Origin of the sequence: Actinacidiphila glaucinigra, assembly GCF_035918135.1 — a bacterium.
Taxonomy (GTDB): Bacteria; Actinomycetota; Actinomycetes; order Streptomycetales; family Streptomycetaceae; genus Actinacidiphila; species Actinacidiphila glaucinigra.
In genome coordinates, this window is record NZ_CP109144.1 from 5,659,803 (window position 1) to 5,679,246 (window position 19,444).

Below are 19,444 nucleotides of genomic sequence, written 5' to 3' on the forward strand. Positions count from 1 at the left end.
AGGCCGGGCAGGCCGTGGCGGCCGAGGGCTGGCTCCGACGGCTGATGCGCTACTGCTGGCGCTACCGGGGGAACGTGGGCCTCGCGCTCGGTTCCTCGCTCGCCGGCATGGCCGTGATGGCCCTCGTGCCGCTCGTCCCCAAGCTGATCATCGACGACGTCATCGTCAAGCACGACAAGCCGCTCGGCCCCTGGGCGGCCGTGCTGATCGCCGCCGCGGGCGTGGTCTACCTGATGACCTTCCTGCGGCGCTTCTACGGCGGTCGGCTCGCCCTCGACGTGCAGCACGACCTGCGCACCGACATGTTCCACTCGCTCACCCGGCTGGACGGCGCGCGCCAGGACGAGCTCAACACCGGCCAGGTCGTCGGCCGGGCCACCAGTGACCTGCAGCTCATCCAGGGACTGCTCTTCATGGCGCCCATGATGATCGGCAACGTCCTGCTGTTCGTCCTGTCGATCGTCGTGATGTTCGTGCTCTCGCCGATGCTGACCTTGATCGCCCTCGCCGTCGCGCCCGCCCTGTGGTTCATCGCCGACCGCAGCCGCAAGCGGCTCTTCCCCGCCACCTGGTACGCGCAGGGCCAGGCCGCGGCCGTCGCCGGGATCGTGGACGGCTCGGTGACCGGCGTCCGCGTCGTGAAGGGCTTCGGCCAGGAGCAGCAGGAGATGTCCAAGCTGCGCTCGGTCAGCGAGCGGCTCTTCGCCGGCCGGCTGCGCACCGTCAGGCTCAACGCCCGCTACAGCCCCGCCCTGCAGGCCGTGCCCTCGCTCGGGCAGGTCGGCATGCTGGCGCTCGGCGGCTGGATGGCCGTGCGGGGCCAGATCACCCTGGGCACCTTCGTCGCGTTCTCGACCTACCTCGCCCAGCTGACCGGCCCGGTGCGCATGCTCACGATGATGCTCACCGTCGGCCAGCAGGCCCGGGCCGGCGTCGAGCGGGTCACCGAACTCATCGACACCCGCCCCAGCCTGGAGGAGGGCGCCGGGCAACTGCCCCGCGAGGCCGCGGCCACCGTCGAGTTCGACCACGTCAGCTTCGGCTACGACCGCACCCGCCCCGTGCTGGACGACTTCTCGCTCACCGTCGAGCCCGGCGAGACCGTCGCCGTCGTCGGCGCCTCCGGCAGCGGCAAGTCGACCGTCTCGCTGCTGCTGCCGCGCTTCTACGACGTGACCGGCGGCGCAGTCCGCGTCGGCGGCAGCGACGTGCGCGACCTCACCTTCGACTCCCTGCGCGACGCCATAGGACTGGTGCCGGAGGACAGCTTCCTGTTCTCCGACACCATCCGCGCCAACATCGCCTACGGCCACCCCGACGCCACCGACGAGCAGATCCTCACCGCGACCCGGCACGCCCAGGCGGACGAGTTCATCAGCGCCCTGCCCGAGGGGTACGACACCGTCGTCGGCGAGCAGGGGCTGACCCTCTCCGGCGGCCAGCGCCAGCGCGTCGCCCTGGCCCGCGCCATCCTCACCGACCCGCGGCTGCTCGTCCTCGACGACGCGACCTCCGCCGTCGACGCCCGCGTCGAGGCGGAGATCCACGACGCGCTGCGCGAGGTGATGGCGGGGCGCACGACCCTGCTCATCGCCCACCGGCGCTCCACCCTCGCCCTCGCCGACCGGATCGCCGTGCTGGAGGCCGGCCGGCTGGTCGACGTGGGCACCCACGAGGAGCTGGAGGCACGCTGCCCGCTGTACCGGCGGCTGCTCACCGACCCCGACGAGCTCGGCTCGGACGTCGTCACGCACGACCCGGCGGGCGAGGTCGTGCCCCTGGCCGAGTGGCCCGGCGAGGGCGCGGTCGCGGCCCCGGCGGCACGTCCCGCCGCCGCGGCGCCCGCGGACGGCGGCGTGACCGCGGCCCTGTGGCCGCAGGACCGCCGGCACCGCGACGAGGACACCGGGCGGTCGCAGGCGGCGCCCTCCCCGGCCGCCGTGCGCGGCGGCCCGGGCGGCATGGCCTCGGCCATGGCGGGTATGCCCGCGACCCCCGAGCTGCTGGCGCAGGTGGCGGCGCTGCCCCCGGCCCTGGACACCCCGGACGTCGACGAGCACGCGGCGGCCTCCGTCGAGAAGGACTTCGGCCTGCGCAGTCTGCTGCGCGGCTTCCGCGGCCCCCTGCTGCTGAGCCTGGTGTTCGTCACCGTGGACGCGCTGGCCGGGCTGCTGCTGCCGGTCCTGATCCGGCACGGCATCGACTCCGGAGTGCGGCAGGCCGCGCTCGGCGCCGTCTGGGCGGCCGCGCTGCTGGGCCTCGCCGTCGTCGGCGCGCAGTGGGCGGCGCAGTGGGGCTCCACGCGGCTGACCGGCCGCACCGGCGAGCGGGTGCTCTACACGCTCCGGGTGAAGATCTTCTCCCACCTGCACCGGCTCGGGCTCGACTACTACGAGCGCGAACTGAGCGGCCGCATCATGACCCGGATGACGACCGACGTCGACGCGCTGTCGACGTTCCTGCAGACAGGTCTGGTCACCGCGCTGGTCAGCGTGCTCACCTTCCTCGGCATCCTGGTCGCGCTGCTGGTGATCGACGTGCAGCTGGCGCTGATCGTCTTCGCCACCCTGCCGGTGCTCTTCGTCGCCACCTGGATCTTCCGCCGCAAGTCCGTCAAGGCCTACGAGCTGGCCCGGGAACGGGTCAGCGTCGTCAACGCCGACCTGCAGGAGCACGTCGCCGGGCTCCGCGTCGTGCAGGCCTTCCGCGGCGAGCGCGGCGGCGCCGTACGCTTCGCCGACCGCAGCGACGCCTACCGGCAGGCACGCGTGCGCGGCCAGTGGCTGATCTCGGTCTACTTCCCCTTCGTACAGCTGCTGTCCAGCGTCGCCGCCGCCCTGGTGCTGATCGTCGGCGCCCAGCGGGTCGGCGCGGGCACGCTCACCGCCGGCGCCCTGGTGGCGTACCTCCTCTACATCGACCTGTTCTTCTCGCCCGTCCAGCAGCTCTCCCAGGTCTTCGACGGCTACCAGCAGGCTTCCGTGTCCCTGGGCCGCATCCGCGAGCTGCTGCGCACACCGACCGCCACCCCGCCCGCCGAGTCCCCGCGGGGCGTCGGCCGGCTGCGCGGCGAGATCGCCTTCCGCGACGTGCACTTCCGCTACATCGAGGAGGGCGCCGAGGCGCTCTCCGGGATCGACCTGCGGATCCCCGCGGGCCAGACGGTGGCCTTCGTCGGTGAGACGGGCGCGGGCAAGTCGACCCTGGTCAAGATGGTCGCCCGGTTCTACGACCCGACCTCGGGCGCCGTCCTCGTCGACGGCCAGGACATCCGCGAACTCGACCTGACCGCCTACCGGCAGCGGCTCGGCGTCGTCCCGCAGGAGGCCTACCTCTTCGAGGGGACGGTCCGCGACGCCATCGCCTACGGGAGGATGGACGCCACCGACGCCGAGGTGGAGGCCGCGGCGCGCGCCGTCGGCGCCCACGACATGATCGCCACGCTGGACGGCGGCTACCTGCACTCCGTCTCCGAGCGCGGCCGCAACCTCTCCGCCGGACAGCGCCAGTTGATCGCCCTGGCCCGCGCCGAACTGGTCGACCCGGACGTCCTGCTGCTCGACGAGGCGACGGCGGCCCTGGACCTGGCCACCGAGGCGCTGGTCAACCACGCCGCCGACCGGCTCGCCGTACGCCGCACCACCCTGGTCGTCGCCCACCGGCTGACCACCGCCGCCCGCGCCGACCGGGTCGTCGTCCTCGACCACGGCCGGGTCGTGGAGGACGGCACGCACGAGCAACTCCTCGCCGCCGACGGCCGGTACGCCGGGCTGTGGCGCACCTTCGTCGGCGAGGACGAGAGCAGCGAGGCAGTCGCCTAGGCGGCCGCCCTTGTCGCGTCCACGGCCCGGACCCCGGTGGTCCGGGCCGCCGGTCTTTGCCCAACGCCCCCTGGCGGCGGGCCACTTCCTCCTCATAGGTTCACGGGCGACGCCCGTCGAACCCCGAAGGAGGGGGCATGCGCAACGCGCTCAGATGGCTGCTGGCGCTGGTGTTGCTCATAGGCACCGCCGGCGGTGGAGTCGCCACCGCGACCGCTGACGAGCCGGACATCAAGGACCGCATCCTGGCGGTACCCGGGATGAGCCTGATCGAGGAGAAGCCGGTCACCGGCTACCGCTTCTTCGTCCTGAACTACACGCAGCCGGTGGACCACCGGCACCCTTCCAAGGGGACCTTCCAGCAGCGGATCACCGTGCTGCACAAGGGGACCGACCGGCCCACCGTCTTCTACACCTCCGGCTACGGCCTCTCCACGACCCCCTCCCGCCGTGAGCCGACGCAGATCGTCGACGGCAACCAGGTCTCCATGGAGTACCGCTTCTTCACCCCTTCCCGCCCGGCCCCCGCCGACTGGTCCAAGCTCGACATCTGGCAGGCCGCCAGCGACCAGCACCGCATCCACCGGGCGCTGAAACGGATCTACGCGGAGAACTGGCTCGCCACCGGCGCCAGCAAGGGCGGCATGACGGCCACGTACTACCGCCGCTTCTACCCGCACGACATGGCCGGCACGGTCGCCTACGTCGCCCCCAACGACGTGGTGAACGACGAGGACTCCGCCTACACCCGCTTCTTCCGCACCGTCGGCACCGCCGACTGCCGGGCGCGGCTGAACGCCGTGCAGCGCGAGGCCCTCGTGCGCCGGGGCGAGATCGTCGCCCGCTACGAGAAGTACGCCGCGGACAACGGGCTGACCTTCACCACCGTGGGCAGCGCGGACAAGGCGTACGAGAACGTGGTGCTGGACCTGGTGTGGGCCTTCTGGCAGTACCACCAGCAGTCGGAGTGCGCGGACGTGCCCGCGGCGACCGCCACCACGGACGCCGTCTACTCCTTCGTCGACTCGGTCTCCGGCTTCGACTTCTACACCGACCAGGGCCTGGAGTACTACACGCCGTACTACTACCAGGCGGGCACCCAGCTCGGCGCCCCGACCTTCGCCACCCCGCACCTGAAGGGCCTGCTGCGCCACCCCGGGATCTACCAGCCGCGCTCCTATGTGCCGCGCTCGATCCCGATGCGCTTCCAGCCCCGCGCGATGGACGACGTCGACTCCTGGGTGCGCCACCACGCGAAGCGCATGCTCTTCGTGTACGGGGCCAACGACCCGTGGGGAGCCGAGCCGTTCCGCCTCTCGCGGGGCGCGCGCGACTCGTACGTGATGTGGGCGCCCGGCGCCAATCACGGCGCGGTCATCGGCGCGCTGGGCGAGGCCGACCGTGCGAAGGCCACCGCCGAGGTGCTGGAGTGGGCCGGGGTCGCCCCCGCGGCCGTGCGTGCCGACCCCGAGTCGGCCAGGCCCCTGGCGTCGTACGACGCCAAGCTCGACAAGAGCACCGAGGCCGCCGGACGCCTGCCCTTCTGACCGGCTGTCAGAGCCGGCGGGCGCATCCCACGCCCGCCGGCCCGCCGCCCACCCCGATGTACAGGGCCGTCCCGGCGGGGCAGGACCCGCGGCCGCGGGCCAGCTCCACGACCCGGAACTGCGGGGCGTGCGGGCCCGAACCGTCGCAGGGCGTCTCCTTCACCCGGCCCTTCCGGGACGTGTAGACGCAGTCGCCCGCGATCGTCCGGGGCCCGCCGCCCCCGCCCGGGTCCCCGGGGTGCGGGGCCGCCAGGTTGCGCATGCAGGCGTAGCCCTGAGGGCGGGCGGCGGTGACGGTGAGCAGGAAGTCCGTGGTCGGCGGGCAGCGGTCGCCGGCCCGCGTGGCGGCCGGGGGAGCGGGCGAGGGCGAGGCGGGCAGCAGCCCGTAGAGCCGGCTGACGACCCGGGCCCGGGCGCCCGGGCCCGAGCACACCACCTCCCGGTAGGCGCCCACCCGGTCGCCGGCCGCGCAGTCGCCCCGGTCGAGGAAGACCGCGTCGTGCGTGGCCGGCGAGACGGCCGGGCCCGCGGCCGCGCTGCCCGTGCCGCCCGGGCCGGGAGAGCAGGCGACGAGCAGCACGGCGACCAGCCATGCCGCTCCCAGGAGTTGTCCCGACAACACGCGCATGGCGGCCCCCCACCCGTCCCCCCGGGCGAGTTGCCCGTTTTCGGCAGGATAGGTGGCGTGGCCCCTTTGCGGGAGGGGCCGCCCCGCGCGCTCAGTACCGCAGGCCCCAGCCGACCGGGTAGAGCGTCCGTGACGGATCGTCCGCCGCCGGCACCGCCACCGGGAGCTTCCCGGTGGGCCGTACCTTGCCCGCCATCACCCGTGCCGCCGCCCGCATCGACACGTCCGTCCAGCCGTAGGTGGCCAGGGACGCGGCCACCCCGTCCAGCCGGGCGACGTCGTACGGGTTGCGGATCGCCAGCTGCACCACCGGCACGCCGGTCGCGACGAGCGCGGCCACCAGCGCGATCTGGCCCGTCGACGCCCCGGTGACGTTGTACGTGGCCACCACCACGGCGTCCTTGTCCCGTGCGGCGGCCACCGCCTGGTCGATCGTCGCCTGCGCCGGCGCGGTGCCGGTCGACAGGACCTGCGCGGTGTGCCCGAGCCCGCTCAGGGCCGCGCCGAGCACCGCGGTGGGCGGGCCGCCGGTGCCCGAGGGCGCGGCCGGGTCGGCGCCGACGACCAGCAGCCGGCGGCGGGCGGGCAGCGGCAGCGCTCCCTGGTTCGCCAGCAGGGTCACGGTGCGTTCGGTGATCCGGTCGGCGTCGGCCAGGTGGCCGCGGGTGCCGACCACCCGGTCCACGTCGCGGTGGGTGACGTACGGGTCGTCGAGCAGCCCGCGCCGCGCCTTGAGCATGAGGACCCGGGTGAGGGACTCGTCGAGGCGTTCCTCGGTGAGCTCGCCGGACCTCACGGCGGCCAGGACTCCCTGCCAGGCGGTCTCCAGGACCGGCGGGTTGAGCAGCTGGTCGGCGCCGGCCTTCAGGGCGAGCACCGGGACCCGGTCGTCCCCGTACTTCTGGCGCACGCCCTCCATGCCGAGGGAGTCGGTGACGACCACGCCGTCGTAGCCGAGTTCCTCGCGCAGGATGCCGGTGAGGATCGGCCGGGAGAGCGTGGCGGGGTCGCCGGAGTCGTCGAGGGCGGGCACCAGGATGTGCGCGGTCATGATCGAGTCGATGCCGGCGGCGATCGCGGCGCGGAACGGCGGGGCGTCCAGGCGCCGCCATTCCTCCAGCGAGTGGGTGATGATCGGCAGTGCGAAGTGGCTGTCGGTGCCGGTGTCGCCGTGCCCGGGGAAGTGCTTGGCGGTGGCGACGACCCCGGACCGCTGGTAGCCCTCCACCTGGGCGGCGACGAGCGCGGCCACGGCCTTCGGGTCGGCGCCGAAGGAGCGCACGCCGATCACCGGGTTGGCGGGGTTGACGTTGACGTCGGCGACCGGCGCGTAGTCCTGGGTGATGCCCATCGCGGCCAGTTCGGCCCCGGCGACGGCCGCGGCCCGGCGGGCGTCCCGGGTGCTGCCGCCCGCGCCGAGCGCCATCCCGCCCGGGAAGAGCGTGGCGGGGGAGCCGACCCGGGCGACTGCGCCGTGCTCCTGGTCGGTGGAGATCAGCAGCGGTATCCGGGAGGCCCGCTGTATGCCGTTGGAGAGGTCGGCGATCTGGTGCGGATCGCGGGTGTTGTGGGCCCACGCGAAGTAGATGATGCCGCCGACGTGGTACTTGGCGATCAGCTCGGCCGCGTTGGAGACCCCGATCTCGGCCTGGTTGGCGGCGACGTCGGCCGGATCGGGGGCGGTGGCCGAGTGGCCGTACACGCGCATGACGAAGAGCTGGCCGATCTTCTCCTCGATGCTCATGCGGTCGATGAGCGCACGGACGCGTCTGCGGTCGGCCGCGGCCGCGGCCGCGCTCGCGGTGCCCGGGACGCCGAGGGCGAGGGCGGTGGAGGCGGCCGCGGCGGCACCGAGCACCGTACGGCGGGACGGGTGGGGACTGCTGTGCATGACGGACTCCTTCCGGCAGGAGGTGGGGGGGCGTGCTGAAAGAAACCTTCAAGCACACACGCTTAGCCGGAAAGTTATTGTCAGTCAATGAGTTGGGCACGCTCCGGGACGAGCCGGGACGGCACCGCGAGCACCGCCGCGTAGTGCTCGACCTGGATGCAGCGCTTGGTCTCGTCCCCGGTGGGCGCGGCCGACAGTTCCCGCCGGCCGATGGTCAGGACGGCTCCGGTGGGCCCGCAGCCCGTCAGCACGAAGCCGAAGCGCCGCTCGTCCGTGCGCCGCGGATGCCGCGCCAGCTGTTCGCGCAGCGCCGCCGCCCCCTTGCGGGGCAGACCGGCGAGGAAGGCGTCGAGCTGCCGGGCCGAGGTGACCTCGGAACTGCGCCGGCCGACCGGCTTTCGCATGTCCTCCAGGCCGCCGAACGCCACCGTGCTCCCCGGGGCGGGCGGATCGGCCCGAGGGTCCGCCTCCTGCGCGAAGCGCGGCCGCTTCGGCATCCGGTCGCGCGGCACCTCGAACACGACGACGACCCGGTTGGCGACCAGGCACTGGCCCGTCGGGGTCTGCGCGAGGCCGAGCACCAGCCGGTCGCCGCTTCGGAAGAGGGCGGCGTCCTTGGTGCTGTTGCAGCCGGTGGTCCGGGTCCAGGCGACCAGGACCGAGCGGGAGAAGTCTGTCCGCGCGGCGCGCCGCGCGATGTCGTCGGCGATCTCCGGTGCCGACTTCATGAAGTAGCCGGGGAAGCGGCTCAGGTCGCGCTCCCCGTCGAGGACGGTGTGCACCGCGGGCACCCCGCGTGTGGTCTGGCTGAAGTACACGCGGCGGGTGGAGACCGCCCCGTCGGCCGGGGGGGATTGCACGGTGGACGCCGAGGCGGACGGTGCCGGGTCCGCGGAAACGGAGGCGATCGCGGAGGTGGAGGGGCCGCCACCGGCGTTGTCGGAGGGGGGTACGCCGGTGGCGGGCTGCTGCCGGCCGCAGGCGGCGGAGAGGGTTGTCAGCGACGCAGCCAGCAGCGTGGCCGACACCGCTTTGCGGAGACTTCCGGGCAGCACGCCGGTTGGACGGGATCGGTACGGAAACGGTTCCCTGCGGGTGGGTGACATCCGCCCATGGTCAGGCAACGACCCAGGGGTGGTGAACGCGCAACGCCCGGACCGTCTCCGTGATGGCCGGACGTCGCGACGCCCCCGTCCGCCACAAGGCGTACAACCGTCGCACCGGCGCCGGCTCCAGCGGCACCACGACCACGCCGTCCGGCACCGGCCCGCGCCCCAGCCGCGGCACCAGCGCGATCCCCAGCCCGGCCGCCACCAGTGCCAATTGCGTCTGGTACTCGGCGACCTGGAACGCCAGGTCGGGCTCGGTGCCCGCCTCCCGCAGGGTCCGCACCAGCCAGTCGTGGCAGACGTGCCCGGGCGGCTGGCAGATCCACCGCTCGTCGACGACGTCCTCGCGGACCAGCGCCGCGCGCGCCGCCAGCGGATGCGCGGCGGGAACCAGCACGTCGCAGTGGTCCTCGCCGATCACCACCCGTTCCAGCCCCTCGGGCGCGGGCAGCGGGGCGATGTCCCAGTCGTGCACCACGGCCAGGTCGACGACGCCGCGGGAGACCAGGTCGACCGACAGGTGCGCGCCCTCCTCCACCAGCCGCAGCTCCAGCGACGGGTGGGCGGCCGTCAGCCCGGCCAGCACCTCGGGGAGCAGACCGCGCGCCGCGGTCGGGAAGGCGGCCATGGTCAGCCGCCCGGTGGGCCGGCCGCGCCGCTCCTCCAGCGCGACCTCGGCCCGCTCCACGATCGCCATCAGCTCCTGCGCGGTCTCCGCCAGCAGTTGCGCGGCCTCGGTCAGGGCCACGCCGCGGCCCTGCCGCTCCAGAAGCGTCGTACGGGTCTCCCGCTCCAGTTTGGCGATCTGCTGGGACACCGCGGACGCGGTGTAGCCGAGAGCCGTGGCCGCCGCGCCCACCGATCCGTGCACATGTACGGCGTGCAGCGCCCGCAGCCGGGCCAGGTCCAGCATCCGTTCACCTCGTCATCCCGGGCGCCAGGGGCGCATCGTTCAGCAACGCTGAATCCGGCAGTGCGGCAACACTCGCCAGTGCTTAAGAGTACGGTGCCCGATGCTGGAGCGATGCGTCCGGCACATCTGGCCCTCGCGGTCCTCGTCGCCGCGGTCCGGGGCGTCAACTTCGTGGTCATCGAGGTCGGGCTCGGCCGCTTCCCGCCGCTGCTCTTCTGCGCCTTGCGCTTCCTGGCCGCCGCCGTGCCCGCGGTCTTCTTCGTCCGCCGGCCCGGTGTCCCGCTGTGCCGGATCGTCGCCGTCGGACTCGTCCTCGGCGTCGCCAAGTCCGGCCCGCTCTTCATCGGCATGGACCCGGGCATGCCCGCCGGGCTGTCCTCGCTGGTGCTCTTGACCGCTCTGCGGTCGGCCTGCCGGGCGAGCGGCCCGGCCGGCTCCGGCCGGCCGGCATGGGCCTCGCCCTCGCGGGGATCGGCGTCGCCGCGTACGACGAGGGCGCCTGCGGCCCGATCGGCCGCATGGATCACCACGGTGTTCGGGTTCGGCGCCTGGGGTCTCCTGCCGCGGACGTACGACGCCTCCGCTGCGGCGCCGTTCTCCCTCCTCGTCCCGGTGTCCGGCGTGACGTCGCTGGGGTCGCTGGGGTCGCTGGGGTCGCTGGGGTCGATCCGGCCGGGCCGGGGCGAGGGCGCCGGGCTCAGGCCGACTCGCCGAGCAGCCGCAGCAGGTGCGAACGCCCCCGCGACAGCAGCTCCGGCAGCGCCCGCACCTGCGGGTACCGGCGTTTCTCGTACTCCCAGCACAGCCAGCCGTCCCAGCCCGCGCGGCTGAGCACCTCCACCGTGCCGGCCAGCGGCAGCGCCCCGTGGCCGAGCGGCAGCGGCGTGGTGTCCTCCGCCGAGGAGACGTCCTTGACCTGCACGTAGCCCAGGTAGGGGGCGAGCACCGGATAGGTGTGCTCGGGCTGCTCCCCGCCCAGCCACGGGTGCAGCACGTCCCAGAGCGCGCCCGCGTGGTGATGGCCCACCAGCCCCAGGATCCGCGCCACGTCCGCGCCGGTCCGGTGCGAGTCGTGGGTCTCCACCAGGACGCGCACGCCCACGTCCGCCGCCTCCGGGACCACCGCCGCCAGCCGCCGGGCCGCCCGGGTGTCGGCGGCGTCCCCGTCGTCGTCACCGGCGCCGGGGAACACCCGTACGTAGGAGGCACCGAGGTCGGCGGCGAGGCGCACGTGGTCGCGCAGCCCGCGCAGCGCGGGGGCGTCCTCGCCGGGAGCGGCCACCTGCACGGAGGAGGCGACCGCCAGGACCGCGACACCGGAGTCCCGGAACTCCCCGGCCACCTCGGCACGCTGTCGTTCCGTCAGGCCGCTGTGCACCGGCTCCTCGTGGCCCGCGCGCAGCTCCACGCCGTGGTAGCCGTGCTCCACGGCGAGCCGGACGACGTCCGGCACGGGGAGCCCCGGCACGCCGAGGGTCGAGAACGCGAGCTTCACTTTTCGGACGTTACAGCACCAGCCGCCAGTCCTGCCCGACGAGATCGCGGCCGAAACTGCGGTGCGGCTTTTCCCCGACGAGCTCGAAACCGGCCGCCTCGTAGATCCGCCGGGCGGAGACCAGGACGTCGTTCGTCCACAGCACCAGCTCGCGGTGGCCGGCCGCGCGGGCGTGCGCGACGCAGGCCTCGACCAGCCGGCGGCCGATGCCGTGGCCCCGGGCCGCCGGGTCCACCAGCAGCAGGCGCAGCCGTGCCGTGCCGGGCGCGTCGTCGCGTACGCAGAAGACGCAGCCGGCACGTTCGCCGTCCAGTTCGGCGATCCACGCCCGCTCGTGGCCGCCCGCGACGATCCGGGCGACGAGGGTCTCGTACTCGGCGTTCCAGCCGTACTCCTCGGCGTAGACCTCCGCGTTGCGCTGGACCACCCAGCCGAGGTCACCGGGGCGCGGCTCGCGCAGCCGGACCCGGGGCCCGGGAGGGGCCTCCGCCGCGGCGGCGGCGCCGAGGACGTCGCGGACGGTGCGCATGGCCTGTGTCAGGCGTGCGCGGTCGCCCGGGGCGAGCCCGCCGACCATGGACGCGACCGCCTCCCGTGACCGGTCCTCCAGGAGCCGGGCGGCCTCCCGGCCGTCGGATGTCGGCTCCACGCGCTGCCGCCGGGCGTCCCGTGGTGACGGCGCGCGGGTCACCAGCCCCCGTTCCTCGAAGGCCGCCAGCATCCGGCTGAGCTGCCCCGCGTCCACGGACAGGGCCGTGCGCAGGTCGGCGGCGTCCAGCCCGCCGCCGGCGGCGTGGGCGAGCTCGTACAGCACGCGGGCCTCGGTGAGGGTGTAAGGGGTGTGCAGATGGCGGCTGTAGTCGAGCGCGCCGATGAGGTTCGTGTAGAAGCGGTTGAACGCCCGGATCTCCTGGACGGTCACGGCGGGTTCCCTCCGGAAATTTCTTTGACCGGGTCAAAGGTATCCCCGCCGGGTGGTCCTGAACAGGTGCCGGCGCCCCCCGCGGGCGGCTATGCGCCCTTCCGTGGTGCCGCCGTCGAGGCCCGCACCATCAGCTCCGTCCGCACGGTCGCCAGCCCGCCGGGAGGCGGCGCCTGACGTCCCATGACCAGCCGCCCGGCGCGGGCGCCGGCCTCCTGCAGCGGTATGCGCACCGTCGTGAGCGCGGGCGCGGCGTCCACGCTGAAGGGCAGGTCGTCGAAGCCGGCGACCGAGATGTCCTCGGGGATGCGCAGCCCGCGTTCGCGCAGCGCCGCGCAGACGCCGAGCGCCACCGTGTCGTTGGCGGCGACGACCGCGGTGAGCCCGGGCTCGCGGCGCAGCAGTTCCAGCGCCGCGTCGTAGCCGGAGGAGCGGTCGTAGTAGCCGTGCACAGTGAGGCGGTCGAGCTCGGCGGGGGAGCCCGCGAGCCCGGCCTCGGCCAGGGCCGCGCGGTGGCCCTCCAGGCGGTGCCGGGTGGTGCTGCGCTCCGCGGGGCCGGCGACGTAGCCGATGGTGCGGTGGCCGAGGGCCAGCAGGTGCTCGGTGAGGCGCTGCGCACCGCCGCGGTTGTCGAAGGCGACGGTCATGACGGAGTCCGCGGCGGGGCCGGCGAGGTCGGCGAGTTCCGGTACGGGCGGGCGGCCGCACAGCACGATCCGAGTGCCGGAGGCGGCGAGCCGGGCGAGGCGGCCGGCGACGGCCGTGCTGTGGCCGGTGCCCTCCACGGCACCCCCGGTGAGCACCACGCCCGCGGCGCGCTGCCGCTCCAGCAGGGTCAGGTAGTTGAGCTCGGCCTCGGGAGAGCCCCCGGTGTTGCAGACCACGGCGAGCTTCCCGGCGCCCGCGGGGAGTCCGGAGGGCTGCTCGGCGCCGCCGCTGATCTCGCCCTGCACGGCGCTGGCGATCAGCCCGAAGAAGGGGTCGGCGACGTCGTTGACCAGTACCCCGACGAGGTCGGAGGTGGCTGCGGCCAGCGCGCGGGCGTGCCCGTTCACGACGTAGTCGAGGTCGTCGACGGCCCGCAGGACCCGCTCGCGCGTACTGCCCGCGACCGGGTAGTTGCCGTTGAGGACACGCGACACGGTCGCGGCGGACACTCCGGCGCGCGCCGCCACGTCGGCGAGGGTCACTGCCATCTCGTCTGTTTCCTCCGGGTCGGTCCTCCCCGGGCCCTCCGCCCGTAGCCGCACATGTTCTCACCTCGGGGGCCGGTGGGGGAGCGGAGTCGCACGGCACCTTGCCGGGGCCCTCCACCGCTGTCGGGTTGCGGTGGGGGAATGCGCTTTCTCCCTTCATTTCGGAGCCGTAACGCGCCGCCGCCGCTGTCGGCCGACCCCGCTCCGGAGCCCTCGGTCGCCGTCCTCCGGGGCCTTTGTGACGCCGTCGCACCTGCGCCGGCGCCGGTGGCCGGGTGCGGTCGACGAGCGCACCGCGCACTCCCGCGCCGGCGCCCGGTTCGTCGTGCCGAAGTCCCCCGCCCGGCAGGCGCGTCGGCGCTCGGGGGGTGACTGCCGCCGCCGAGCGCGGGGACGCCCTGCTGCGGGCACTCGCCGAACAGGACCCTGGGCGCCTGGCGTGTGCCGGATGTGCGACCGCGGGGGCTGCCGCCGTGCGGGCCGGGACGGGCCGCGACCGGGGCGAGGGTGAGGTGCCGTGAGCGCGGCCGCCCCCGCATCCGGCGGGATGACTCCACGTCAGGAGGTGGGTAAGCGCTTTCCCTTCGCTCTGTCCCCTCTTGTCGAAGCTGTTCGGCAGCGGTTAGCGTGATAAGGGAGAAAGCGCTTGCTGCCGCTCGGCGATCCGCCGCAGAGAGGAATTCCACGTGACACGCAGGACCGTGCGAATTGCCATGAACGGCGTCACCGGCCGTATGGGTTACCGCCAGCACCTCGTCCGCTCGATCCTCGCCCTGCGGGAGGAGGGTGGGCTCGACCTCGGCGACGGCACCGTGCTGTGGCCCGAGCCCGTTCTCGTCGGCCGCCGCGAGCACGCGCTGCGCGCCCTCGCCGACCGCCACGGTCTGGACCCCGCCCTGGTCTCCACCGACCTGGACGCGGTGCTCGCCGACCCCGCCACCGAGATCTACTTCGACGCCCAGGTCACCGGCGCCCGCGAGGAGGCGATCACCAAGGCGATCGCCGCCGGCAAGCACATCTACACCGAGAAGCCCACTGCGACCGGCCTGGACGGAGCGCTGCGGCTGGCCCGCCTCGCCACCGCCGCCGGAGTGCGCCACGGCGTCGTCCAGGACAAGCTCTTCCTCCCCGGCCTGCTCAAGCTCCGGCGGCTGATCGACGGCGGCTTCTTCGGGCGGGTCCTCTCCGTCCGCGGCGAGTTCGGCTACTGGGTCTTCGAGGGCGACTGGCAGGCGGCGCAGCGCCCTTCGTGGAACTACCGCGCGGAGGACGGCGGCGGCATCGTCGTCGACATGTTCCCGCACTGGGAGTACGTCCTCCACGAGCTGTTCGGCCGGGTGCTGTCCGTGCAGGCGCTCGCCACCACGCACGTCCCGCAGCGCTGGGACGAGCAGCGCAAGCCCTATGACGCCACGGCCGACGACGCCGCCTACGGCATCTTCGAGCTCGAGGGCGGTGCGGTCGCCCAGATCAACTCCTCCTGGGCCGTGCGCGTCAACCGCGACGAGCTGGTGGAGTTCCAGGTCGACGGCACCGAGGGCTCGGCCGTCGCGGGGCTGCGCAACTGCCGTGCCCAGCACCGCTCCACCACCCCCAAGCCGGTCTGGAACCCCGATCTGCCCGCCACGGAGGTCTTCCGCGAGCAGTGGCAGGAGGTCCCGGACAACGCCGGGTTCGACAACGGCTTCAAGGCCCAGTGGGAACTCTTCCTGCGCCACGTCCACCTCGACGAGCCCTACACCTGGGACCTGTTGGCCGGCGCCCGCGGTGTCCAGCTCGCCGAACTGGGCCTGCGCTCCTCCGCCGAGGGCCGCAGGCTCGACGTACCGGAGCTGACGCTGTGACACTCCTCCACCTCCCCACCGAATCGGGCGAGTTGTACGCGTACCGGCCGCGCACCGAGCCCTCCGCCCACGCCGGAGCCCCCACGACGCCGGGTGAGCCGCGCAGGCGCGTCGTCTATGCGGCGGCCCATGTCGTCGCCGACCCCTTCCGCACCGCGGCCGACCGGCCCGCCGCGCTGGACTGGGAGGCCACGCTGGCCTTCCGCCGCCACCTGTGGTCGCACGGCCTCGGTGTCGCCGAGGCCATGGACACCGCCCAGCGCGGCATGGGCCTGGACTGGGCCGGGGCCGCCGAACTGATCCGCCGGTCCTGCGCCGAGGCCCGTGCCGAGGGCGGCCGCATCGTCTGCGGCGTGGGCACCGACCAGTTGCAGCCCACCGAGTTCGGTCATCCGTACGGCCTCTCCGACATCCGGGCCGCCTACGAGGAGCAGCTCGCCGTCGTCGAGGCGGCGGGCTCTCGGGCCGTCCTCATGGCCTCGCGCGCGCTGGCCGCCGTCGCGAAGGGCCCCGATGACTACCTGGAGGTCTACGGCCACCTGCTGCGCCAGGCCGCCGGGCCCGTCGTACTGCACTGGCTGGGCCCGATGTTCGACCCCGCGCTGGAGGGCTACTGGGGAAGCACGGACCTGGACGCGGCCACCGACACCTTCCTGGAGGTGATCGCCGCCCACCCCGGCAAGGTCGACGGCGTCAAGATCTCCCTGCTCGACGCCGGACGCGAGGTCGAGCTGCGCCGCCGCCTCCCCGACGGCGTGCGCTGCTACACCGGTGACGACTTCCACTATCCCGAGCTGATCGCCGGCGACGACCGGGGCTTCAGTCACGCGCTGCTCGGCGTCTTCGATCCGCTCGCGCCGCTCGCCGCCCGGGCCGTTCGCCTGCTGGACGACGACGAAGACGGCAGCGGCACCGGCCCCGGTGGCGTCGCGGGCTTCCGGGCGCTGCTCGACCCCACCGTCGAGTTGTCCCGCCACCTCTTCGGCACCCCCACCCGCCACTACAAGACGGGTGTCGTCCTCCTCGCCTGGCTGGCCGGCCACCAGTCGCACTTCACGATGGTCGGTGGTCTCCACTCGGCACGCTCCCTCCCCCATCTGGCCCGCGCCTACGAACTGGCCGACCGGATCGGGCTCTTCCCCGACCCGGCACTCGCCGCTTCGCGCGTCCGCCGACTTCTCTCCGTTTACGGAGTGTGACATTGCGTACTGACAATCGGTCCTCCGGCGACCTCGCCCGGCTCAGCGTCAACCAGGAGACCGTGCGGCAACTGCCTCTCCCCGAGCTGGTCGAGGGGCTGGTGACGCTCGGTGTCCCCGGCGTGGGCCTCTGGCGCGGGCCGGTGCGGGAGTACGGCGTCGAGGCCACCGCGAAGCTGGTGCGCGACGCCGGGCTCACGGTCACCACGCTCTGCCGCGGGGGCTTCTTCACCGCCTCCGATCCGGACGAGCGTGCCGCCGCGCTCGCCGACAACCGGGCGGCCGTCGAGGAGGCCGCGGGCCTGGGCACCGGCACCCTCGTCCTGGTCTCCGGAGGCCTCCCCGCCGGGGACCGCGACATCGCCGGCGCCCGTGAACGCGTCGCCGACGCGGTCGCCGAGCTCGCCCCGTACGCGGAGGACCGCGGGGTGCGCCTGGCGATCGAGCCGCTGCACCCGATGTACGCCTCCGACCGCTGCGTCGTGTCGACCCTCGCCCAGGCCCTCGGCATCGCCGAGCGCTTCCCCGCACGGCAGGTCGGCGTCGTCGTGGACACTTACCACCTGTGGTGGGACGACCGGGCGGCCGAGGGCGTCGCGCGGGCCGGCGCGGGCGGCCGGATCGCCTCGTTCCAGCTCGCCGACTGGGTCACCCCGCTCCCCGAGGGCGTGCTGCTGGGCCGCGGCCAGCTCGGGGACGGCTGCGTCGACCTGCGCGGGTTCCGCGAGCTGGTGGACGCGGCCGGCTACACGGGAGCCGTCGAGGTGGAGATCTTCAACCCCGCGCTGTGGGCCCGGGACGGGGCCGAGGTGCTGGCCGAGACGGCCGCCAGGTACCGCCGGCACGTGCTCTGAGAAATCTCTGAAATTTCTTCCGGAAGCCGTGCAACCATCCCCGGGGCCGGTGTGTCTACGTAGCGTCAAGACCCGGAGGGGGGCCTCACAAGGGTCTTGAGTGGGGGAGAGCGTGGCGCCCGGAGGGGGCTCGGGGCATCGCGCAGAGGGAGGGGAACGCCAAAGGGGTCCGGCTTGCCGGACCCCTTTCGCCATGTCCGCCCGGCCTGCCGCGGTTCAGCGTTTCTCTCGGGCCCGCCGGGCCAGTACGGCCGCCATCACGGGGATCACCGTCTCCAGCGCCGCCGTGACCGCCTCGACCGGGAGCCCGGTCCGCTTGGCCACCGCCCGCGCCGCCGGGGCGGCGACCTTGGCCAGCACGGCGGCCAGCACTCCACGGCCCGGTTCCTGCCCCGTACCGCCCTGCAGCCCGGCGAAGCCGATGGCGGCGGCGGGCAGCGGTTCGGGCTCGTTCGCGGCCTGCTCCATGGCCTGGCACAGCTCCGCGGTGCCGCCGGGCGTCACCGCGTCGTCGGTCAGCACTCCCGTGATCGAGGCCACCGCGCTCCCCACGACCTGCTGCGCCTGATCGGCGTCGGTCCCGAGCAGCCCGGTGATCTCCCGGAGCCGGTCGTCCCCCAGCTCCTCCAGCACCTCGTCCTTCAGCGGTCGGTCGCTCATGGTCGGGACGCTACGCGCGATTCGCCCGCCCGGCCCGCCGACCGCAGCCGGACGGATGTACGGCCTAGAAGGGCACGCCGCAGCGCAGGATGACATTGGCGTACGGCCGGGACTCGCCGGTGCGGACGACGAGGCGGGCCTGCCGGGTGCGGGCCTTGAACTCCTCGTGCGGCACCAGTTCCAGGTCGGGGAAGGCCCCGTCGAGCCGGGCGGTCACCTCGGGATTGTGCTCCCGGACCTCCTTGGCCGCTATCGCGCCCTCCACCACCAGTTCCTCCAGCAGGCCGTCGAGGACCTCGGAGAAGGACGGCGTGCCGGCCCGGAACGCGAGGTCGACGACGATCGGCCCGGGAGGGATCGGGAGCCCCGCGTCGCAGACCACCACCAGGTCGGTGTGGCCCAGCACGGCGATGGCTCCCGCCAGATGGCGGTTGAGGATTCCGGACTTCTTCACAGCTGACCCACTTCTTCGAGGGTGGGGAAGGATTCCTGCGCACCCGGCTTCTTGACGGCGGCGGCGCCCACCCGCACCGCGAACCGCACGGCGGTCACCAGGTCGTCGCCCGCCCCCAGCCGCCAGGCCAGCGCCCCCGTGAAGGAGTCGCCGGCGCCGGTGGTGTCGACGGCCGCCACGCGCGGGCTGGGTATGCGCACGGTGCCGTCCGCCGTCGCGGCGAGCGCGCCCGCCGGGCCGAGGGTGACGACCACCGAGCGCGGGCCGAGCGCGAGCAGGCCCGCCGCCCACGCCTCGGGGGTGTCCCCGGCCTCCGAACCCAGCAGGACGCGTGCCTCGTGCTCGTTGACCACGATGGGGTCGCAGCCGGCGAGCACCTCTCGCGGCAGCGCGGCGGGGGGCGAGGGGTTGAGCACGATCCGCGTGCCGGCCTCCGTGGCCGCCGCCACCGCGGCGGCCACGGACTCCAGGGGGATCTCCAGTTGCAGCGAGACCACCCTGGCGGCGGCCAGCAGCTCGCGCGCACCGGTCACGTCCGCCGGGGTGAGCCGGGCGTTGGCGCCCGGCGACACCACGATGCTGTTGTCGCCCGAGGGGTCCACGGTGATCAGCGCGACGCCCGTGGGGGTGTCGCCGCTCAGGACGCCGGCGGTGTCGACGCCGGCCGACGTCAGCGAGCCGGTGAGCAGCCGCCCGTGGGCGTCGTCGCCGACCCGCGCGAGCAGCGCGGTGCGGGCGCCGAGGCGGGCCGCGGCGACGGCCTGGTTCGCGCCCTTGCCACCGGGGTGGGTGGTGAGGTCGGAACCGAGGACCGTCTCACCGGCATCCGGGCGCCGGTCGACGTGGATCACCAGGTCGGCGTTGGCCGACCCTACGACCAGCAGGTCGTGGCCGTGCATCTGCGTGTCCCT

14 protein-coding genes and 2 pseudogenes are annotated in these 19,444 nt (G+C 74.0%); 6 read left to right on the forward strand and 10 right to left on the reverse strand.

Annotated elements, in window-relative coordinates:
- The first annotated feature begins 44 nt into the window (after positions 1-44).
- Together OIE69_RS25460 and OIE69_RS25465 are read left to right on the forward strand one after the other, a co-directional pair.
- Positions 45-3,821 (forward strand): ABC transporter ATP-binding protein, encoded by a 3,777-nt coding sequence (locus OIE69_RS25460; RefSeq protein WP_326581410.1) that lies wholly within the window; start codon positions 45-47, stop codon positions 3,819-3,821.
- A gap of 137 nt (positions 3,822-3,958) precedes the next feature.
- The gene (locus tag OIE69_RS25465; RefSeq protein ID WP_326575951.1) at positions 3,959-5,368 is read left to right on the forward strand and encodes a S28 family serine protease; all 1,410 of its coding nucleotides are present in this window, start codon (positions 3,959-3,961) and stop codon (positions 5,366-5,368) included.
- A 7-nt stretch (positions 5,369-5,375) separates the two neighbouring features.
- Here the strand turns inward: OIE69_RS25465 and OIE69_RS25470 are convergent, their stop codons facing one another.
- The 4 genes from OIE69_RS25470 to OIE69_RS25485 all read right to left on the reverse strand — a co-directional run bounded on the left by OIE69_RS25470 (position 5,376) and on the right by OIE69_RS25485 (position 9,909).
- Positions 5,376-5,996, reverse strand: a complete 621-nt coding sequence (locus tag OIE69_RS25470) for a hypothetical protein (protein ID WP_326575952.1) — start codon at positions 5,994-5,996, stop codon at positions 5,376-5,378.
- 91 nt (positions 5,997-6,087) lie between these two features.
- Positions 6,088-7,887 carry a glycoside hydrolase family 3 protein gene (locus OIE69_RS25475; RefSeq protein ID WP_326575954.1) on the reverse strand — a complete coding sequence of 600 codons (1,800 nt, stop codon included), beginning with the start codon at positions 7,885-7,887 and terminating at the stop codon, positions 6,088-6,090.
- A gap of 80 nt (positions 7,888-7,967) precedes the next feature.
- Positions 7,968-8,915, reverse strand: a complete 948-nt coding sequence (locus tag OIE69_RS25480; RefSeq protein ID WP_326575956.1) for a hypothetical protein — start codon at positions 8,913-8,915, stop codon at positions 7,968-7,970.
- Positions 8,916-9,003: 88 nt separating this feature from the next.
- Complete coding sequence (locus OIE69_RS25485) at positions 9,004-9,909, reverse strand: LysR family transcriptional regulator (RefSeq protein WP_326575957.1); 906 nt, start codon at positions 9,907-9,909, stop codon at positions 9,004-9,006.
- 111 nt (positions 9,910-10,020) lie between these two features.
- Between OIE69_RS25485 and OIE69_RS25490 the strand changes: the two are divergent.
- Positions 10,021-10,740, forward strand: a pseudogene (locus OIE69_RS25490) (hypothetical protein).
- Here OIE69_RS25490 and OIE69_RS25495 read toward each other — a convergent pair.
- The 3 genes and pseudogenes from OIE69_RS25495 to OIE69_RS25505 form a co-directional block, all read right to left on the reverse strand.
- Positions 10,721-11,404: pseudogene (locus OIE69_RS25495) on the reverse strand (sugar phosphate isomerase/epimerase family protein); the annotation flags it as partial. The pseudogenes OIE69_RS25490 and OIE69_RS25495 overlap by 20 nt on opposite strands.
- A gap of 10 nt (positions 11,405-11,414) precedes the next feature.
- Positions 11,415-12,326: a bifunctional helix-turn-helix transcriptional regulator/GNAT family N-acetyltransferase gene (locus OIE69_RS25500; RefSeq protein ID WP_326575961.1), complete on the reverse strand. Its 912-nt coding sequence runs from the start codon at positions 12,324-12,326 to the stop codon at positions 11,415-11,417.
- Between the two features lie 89 nt (positions 12,327-12,415).
- Positions 12,416-13,522, reverse strand: a complete 1,107-nt coding sequence (locus tag OIE69_RS25505) for a LacI family DNA-binding transcriptional regulator (protein WP_326575963.1) — start codon at positions 13,520-13,522, stop codon at positions 12,416-12,418.
- A 686-nt stretch (positions 13,523-14,208) separates the two neighbouring features.
- Here OIE69_RS25505 and OIE69_RS25510 point away from each other — a divergent pair.
- From OIE69_RS25510 to OIE69_RS25520, 3 genes are read left to right on the forward strand one after another with little or no spacing between them, the layout of a single operon-like run.
- Positions 14,209-15,366 carry a Gfo/Idh/MocA family protein gene (locus OIE69_RS25510; RefSeq protein WP_326575965.1) on the forward strand — a complete coding sequence of 386 codons (1,158 nt, stop codon included), beginning with the start codon at positions 14,209-14,211 and terminating at the stop codon, positions 15,364-15,366.
- Positions 15,363-16,565: a dihydrodipicolinate synthase family protein gene (locus OIE69_RS25515; RefSeq protein ID WP_326575967.1), complete on the forward strand. Its 1,203-nt coding sequence runs from the start codon at positions 15,363-15,365 to the stop codon at positions 16,563-16,565. The genes OIE69_RS25510 and OIE69_RS25515 overlap by 4 nt, the downstream gene beginning before the upstream one ends.
- A 2-nt stretch (positions 16,566-16,567) precedes the next feature.
- Positions 16,568-17,419 carry a sugar phosphate isomerase/epimerase family protein gene (locus OIE69_RS25520; protein WP_326575969.1) on the forward strand — a complete coding sequence of 284 codons (852 nt, stop codon included), beginning with the start codon at positions 16,568-16,570 and terminating at the stop codon, positions 17,417-17,419.
- Positions 17,420-17,635: 216 nt separating this feature from the next.
- Here OIE69_RS25520 and OIE69_RS25525 read toward each other — a convergent pair whose 3' ends face one another.
- From OIE69_RS25525 to rbsK, 3 genes are all read right to left on the reverse strand, one after another.
- Positions 17,636-18,079 carry a DUF937 domain-containing protein gene (locus OIE69_RS25525; protein ID WP_089225930.1) on the reverse strand — a complete coding sequence of 148 codons (444 nt, stop codon included), beginning with the start codon at positions 18,077-18,079 and terminating at the stop codon, positions 17,636-17,638.
- A 64-nt stretch (positions 18,080-18,143) separates the two neighbouring features.
- Positions 18,144-18,533 carry a D-ribose pyranase gene (rbsD, locus tag OIE69_RS25530; protein ID WP_018563924.1) on the reverse strand — a complete coding sequence of 130 codons (390 nt, stop codon included), beginning with the start codon at positions 18,531-18,533 and terminating at the stop codon, positions 18,144-18,146.
- Entirely contained in the window at positions 18,530-19,432 is a 903-nt protein-coding gene (gene rbsK, locus OIE69_RS25535; RefSeq protein ID WP_326575973.1) for a ribokinase, read from the reverse strand. The genes rbsD and rbsK overlap by 4 nt, the downstream gene beginning before the upstream one ends.
- Between the last annotated feature and the right edge of the window lie 12 nt (positions 19,433-19,444).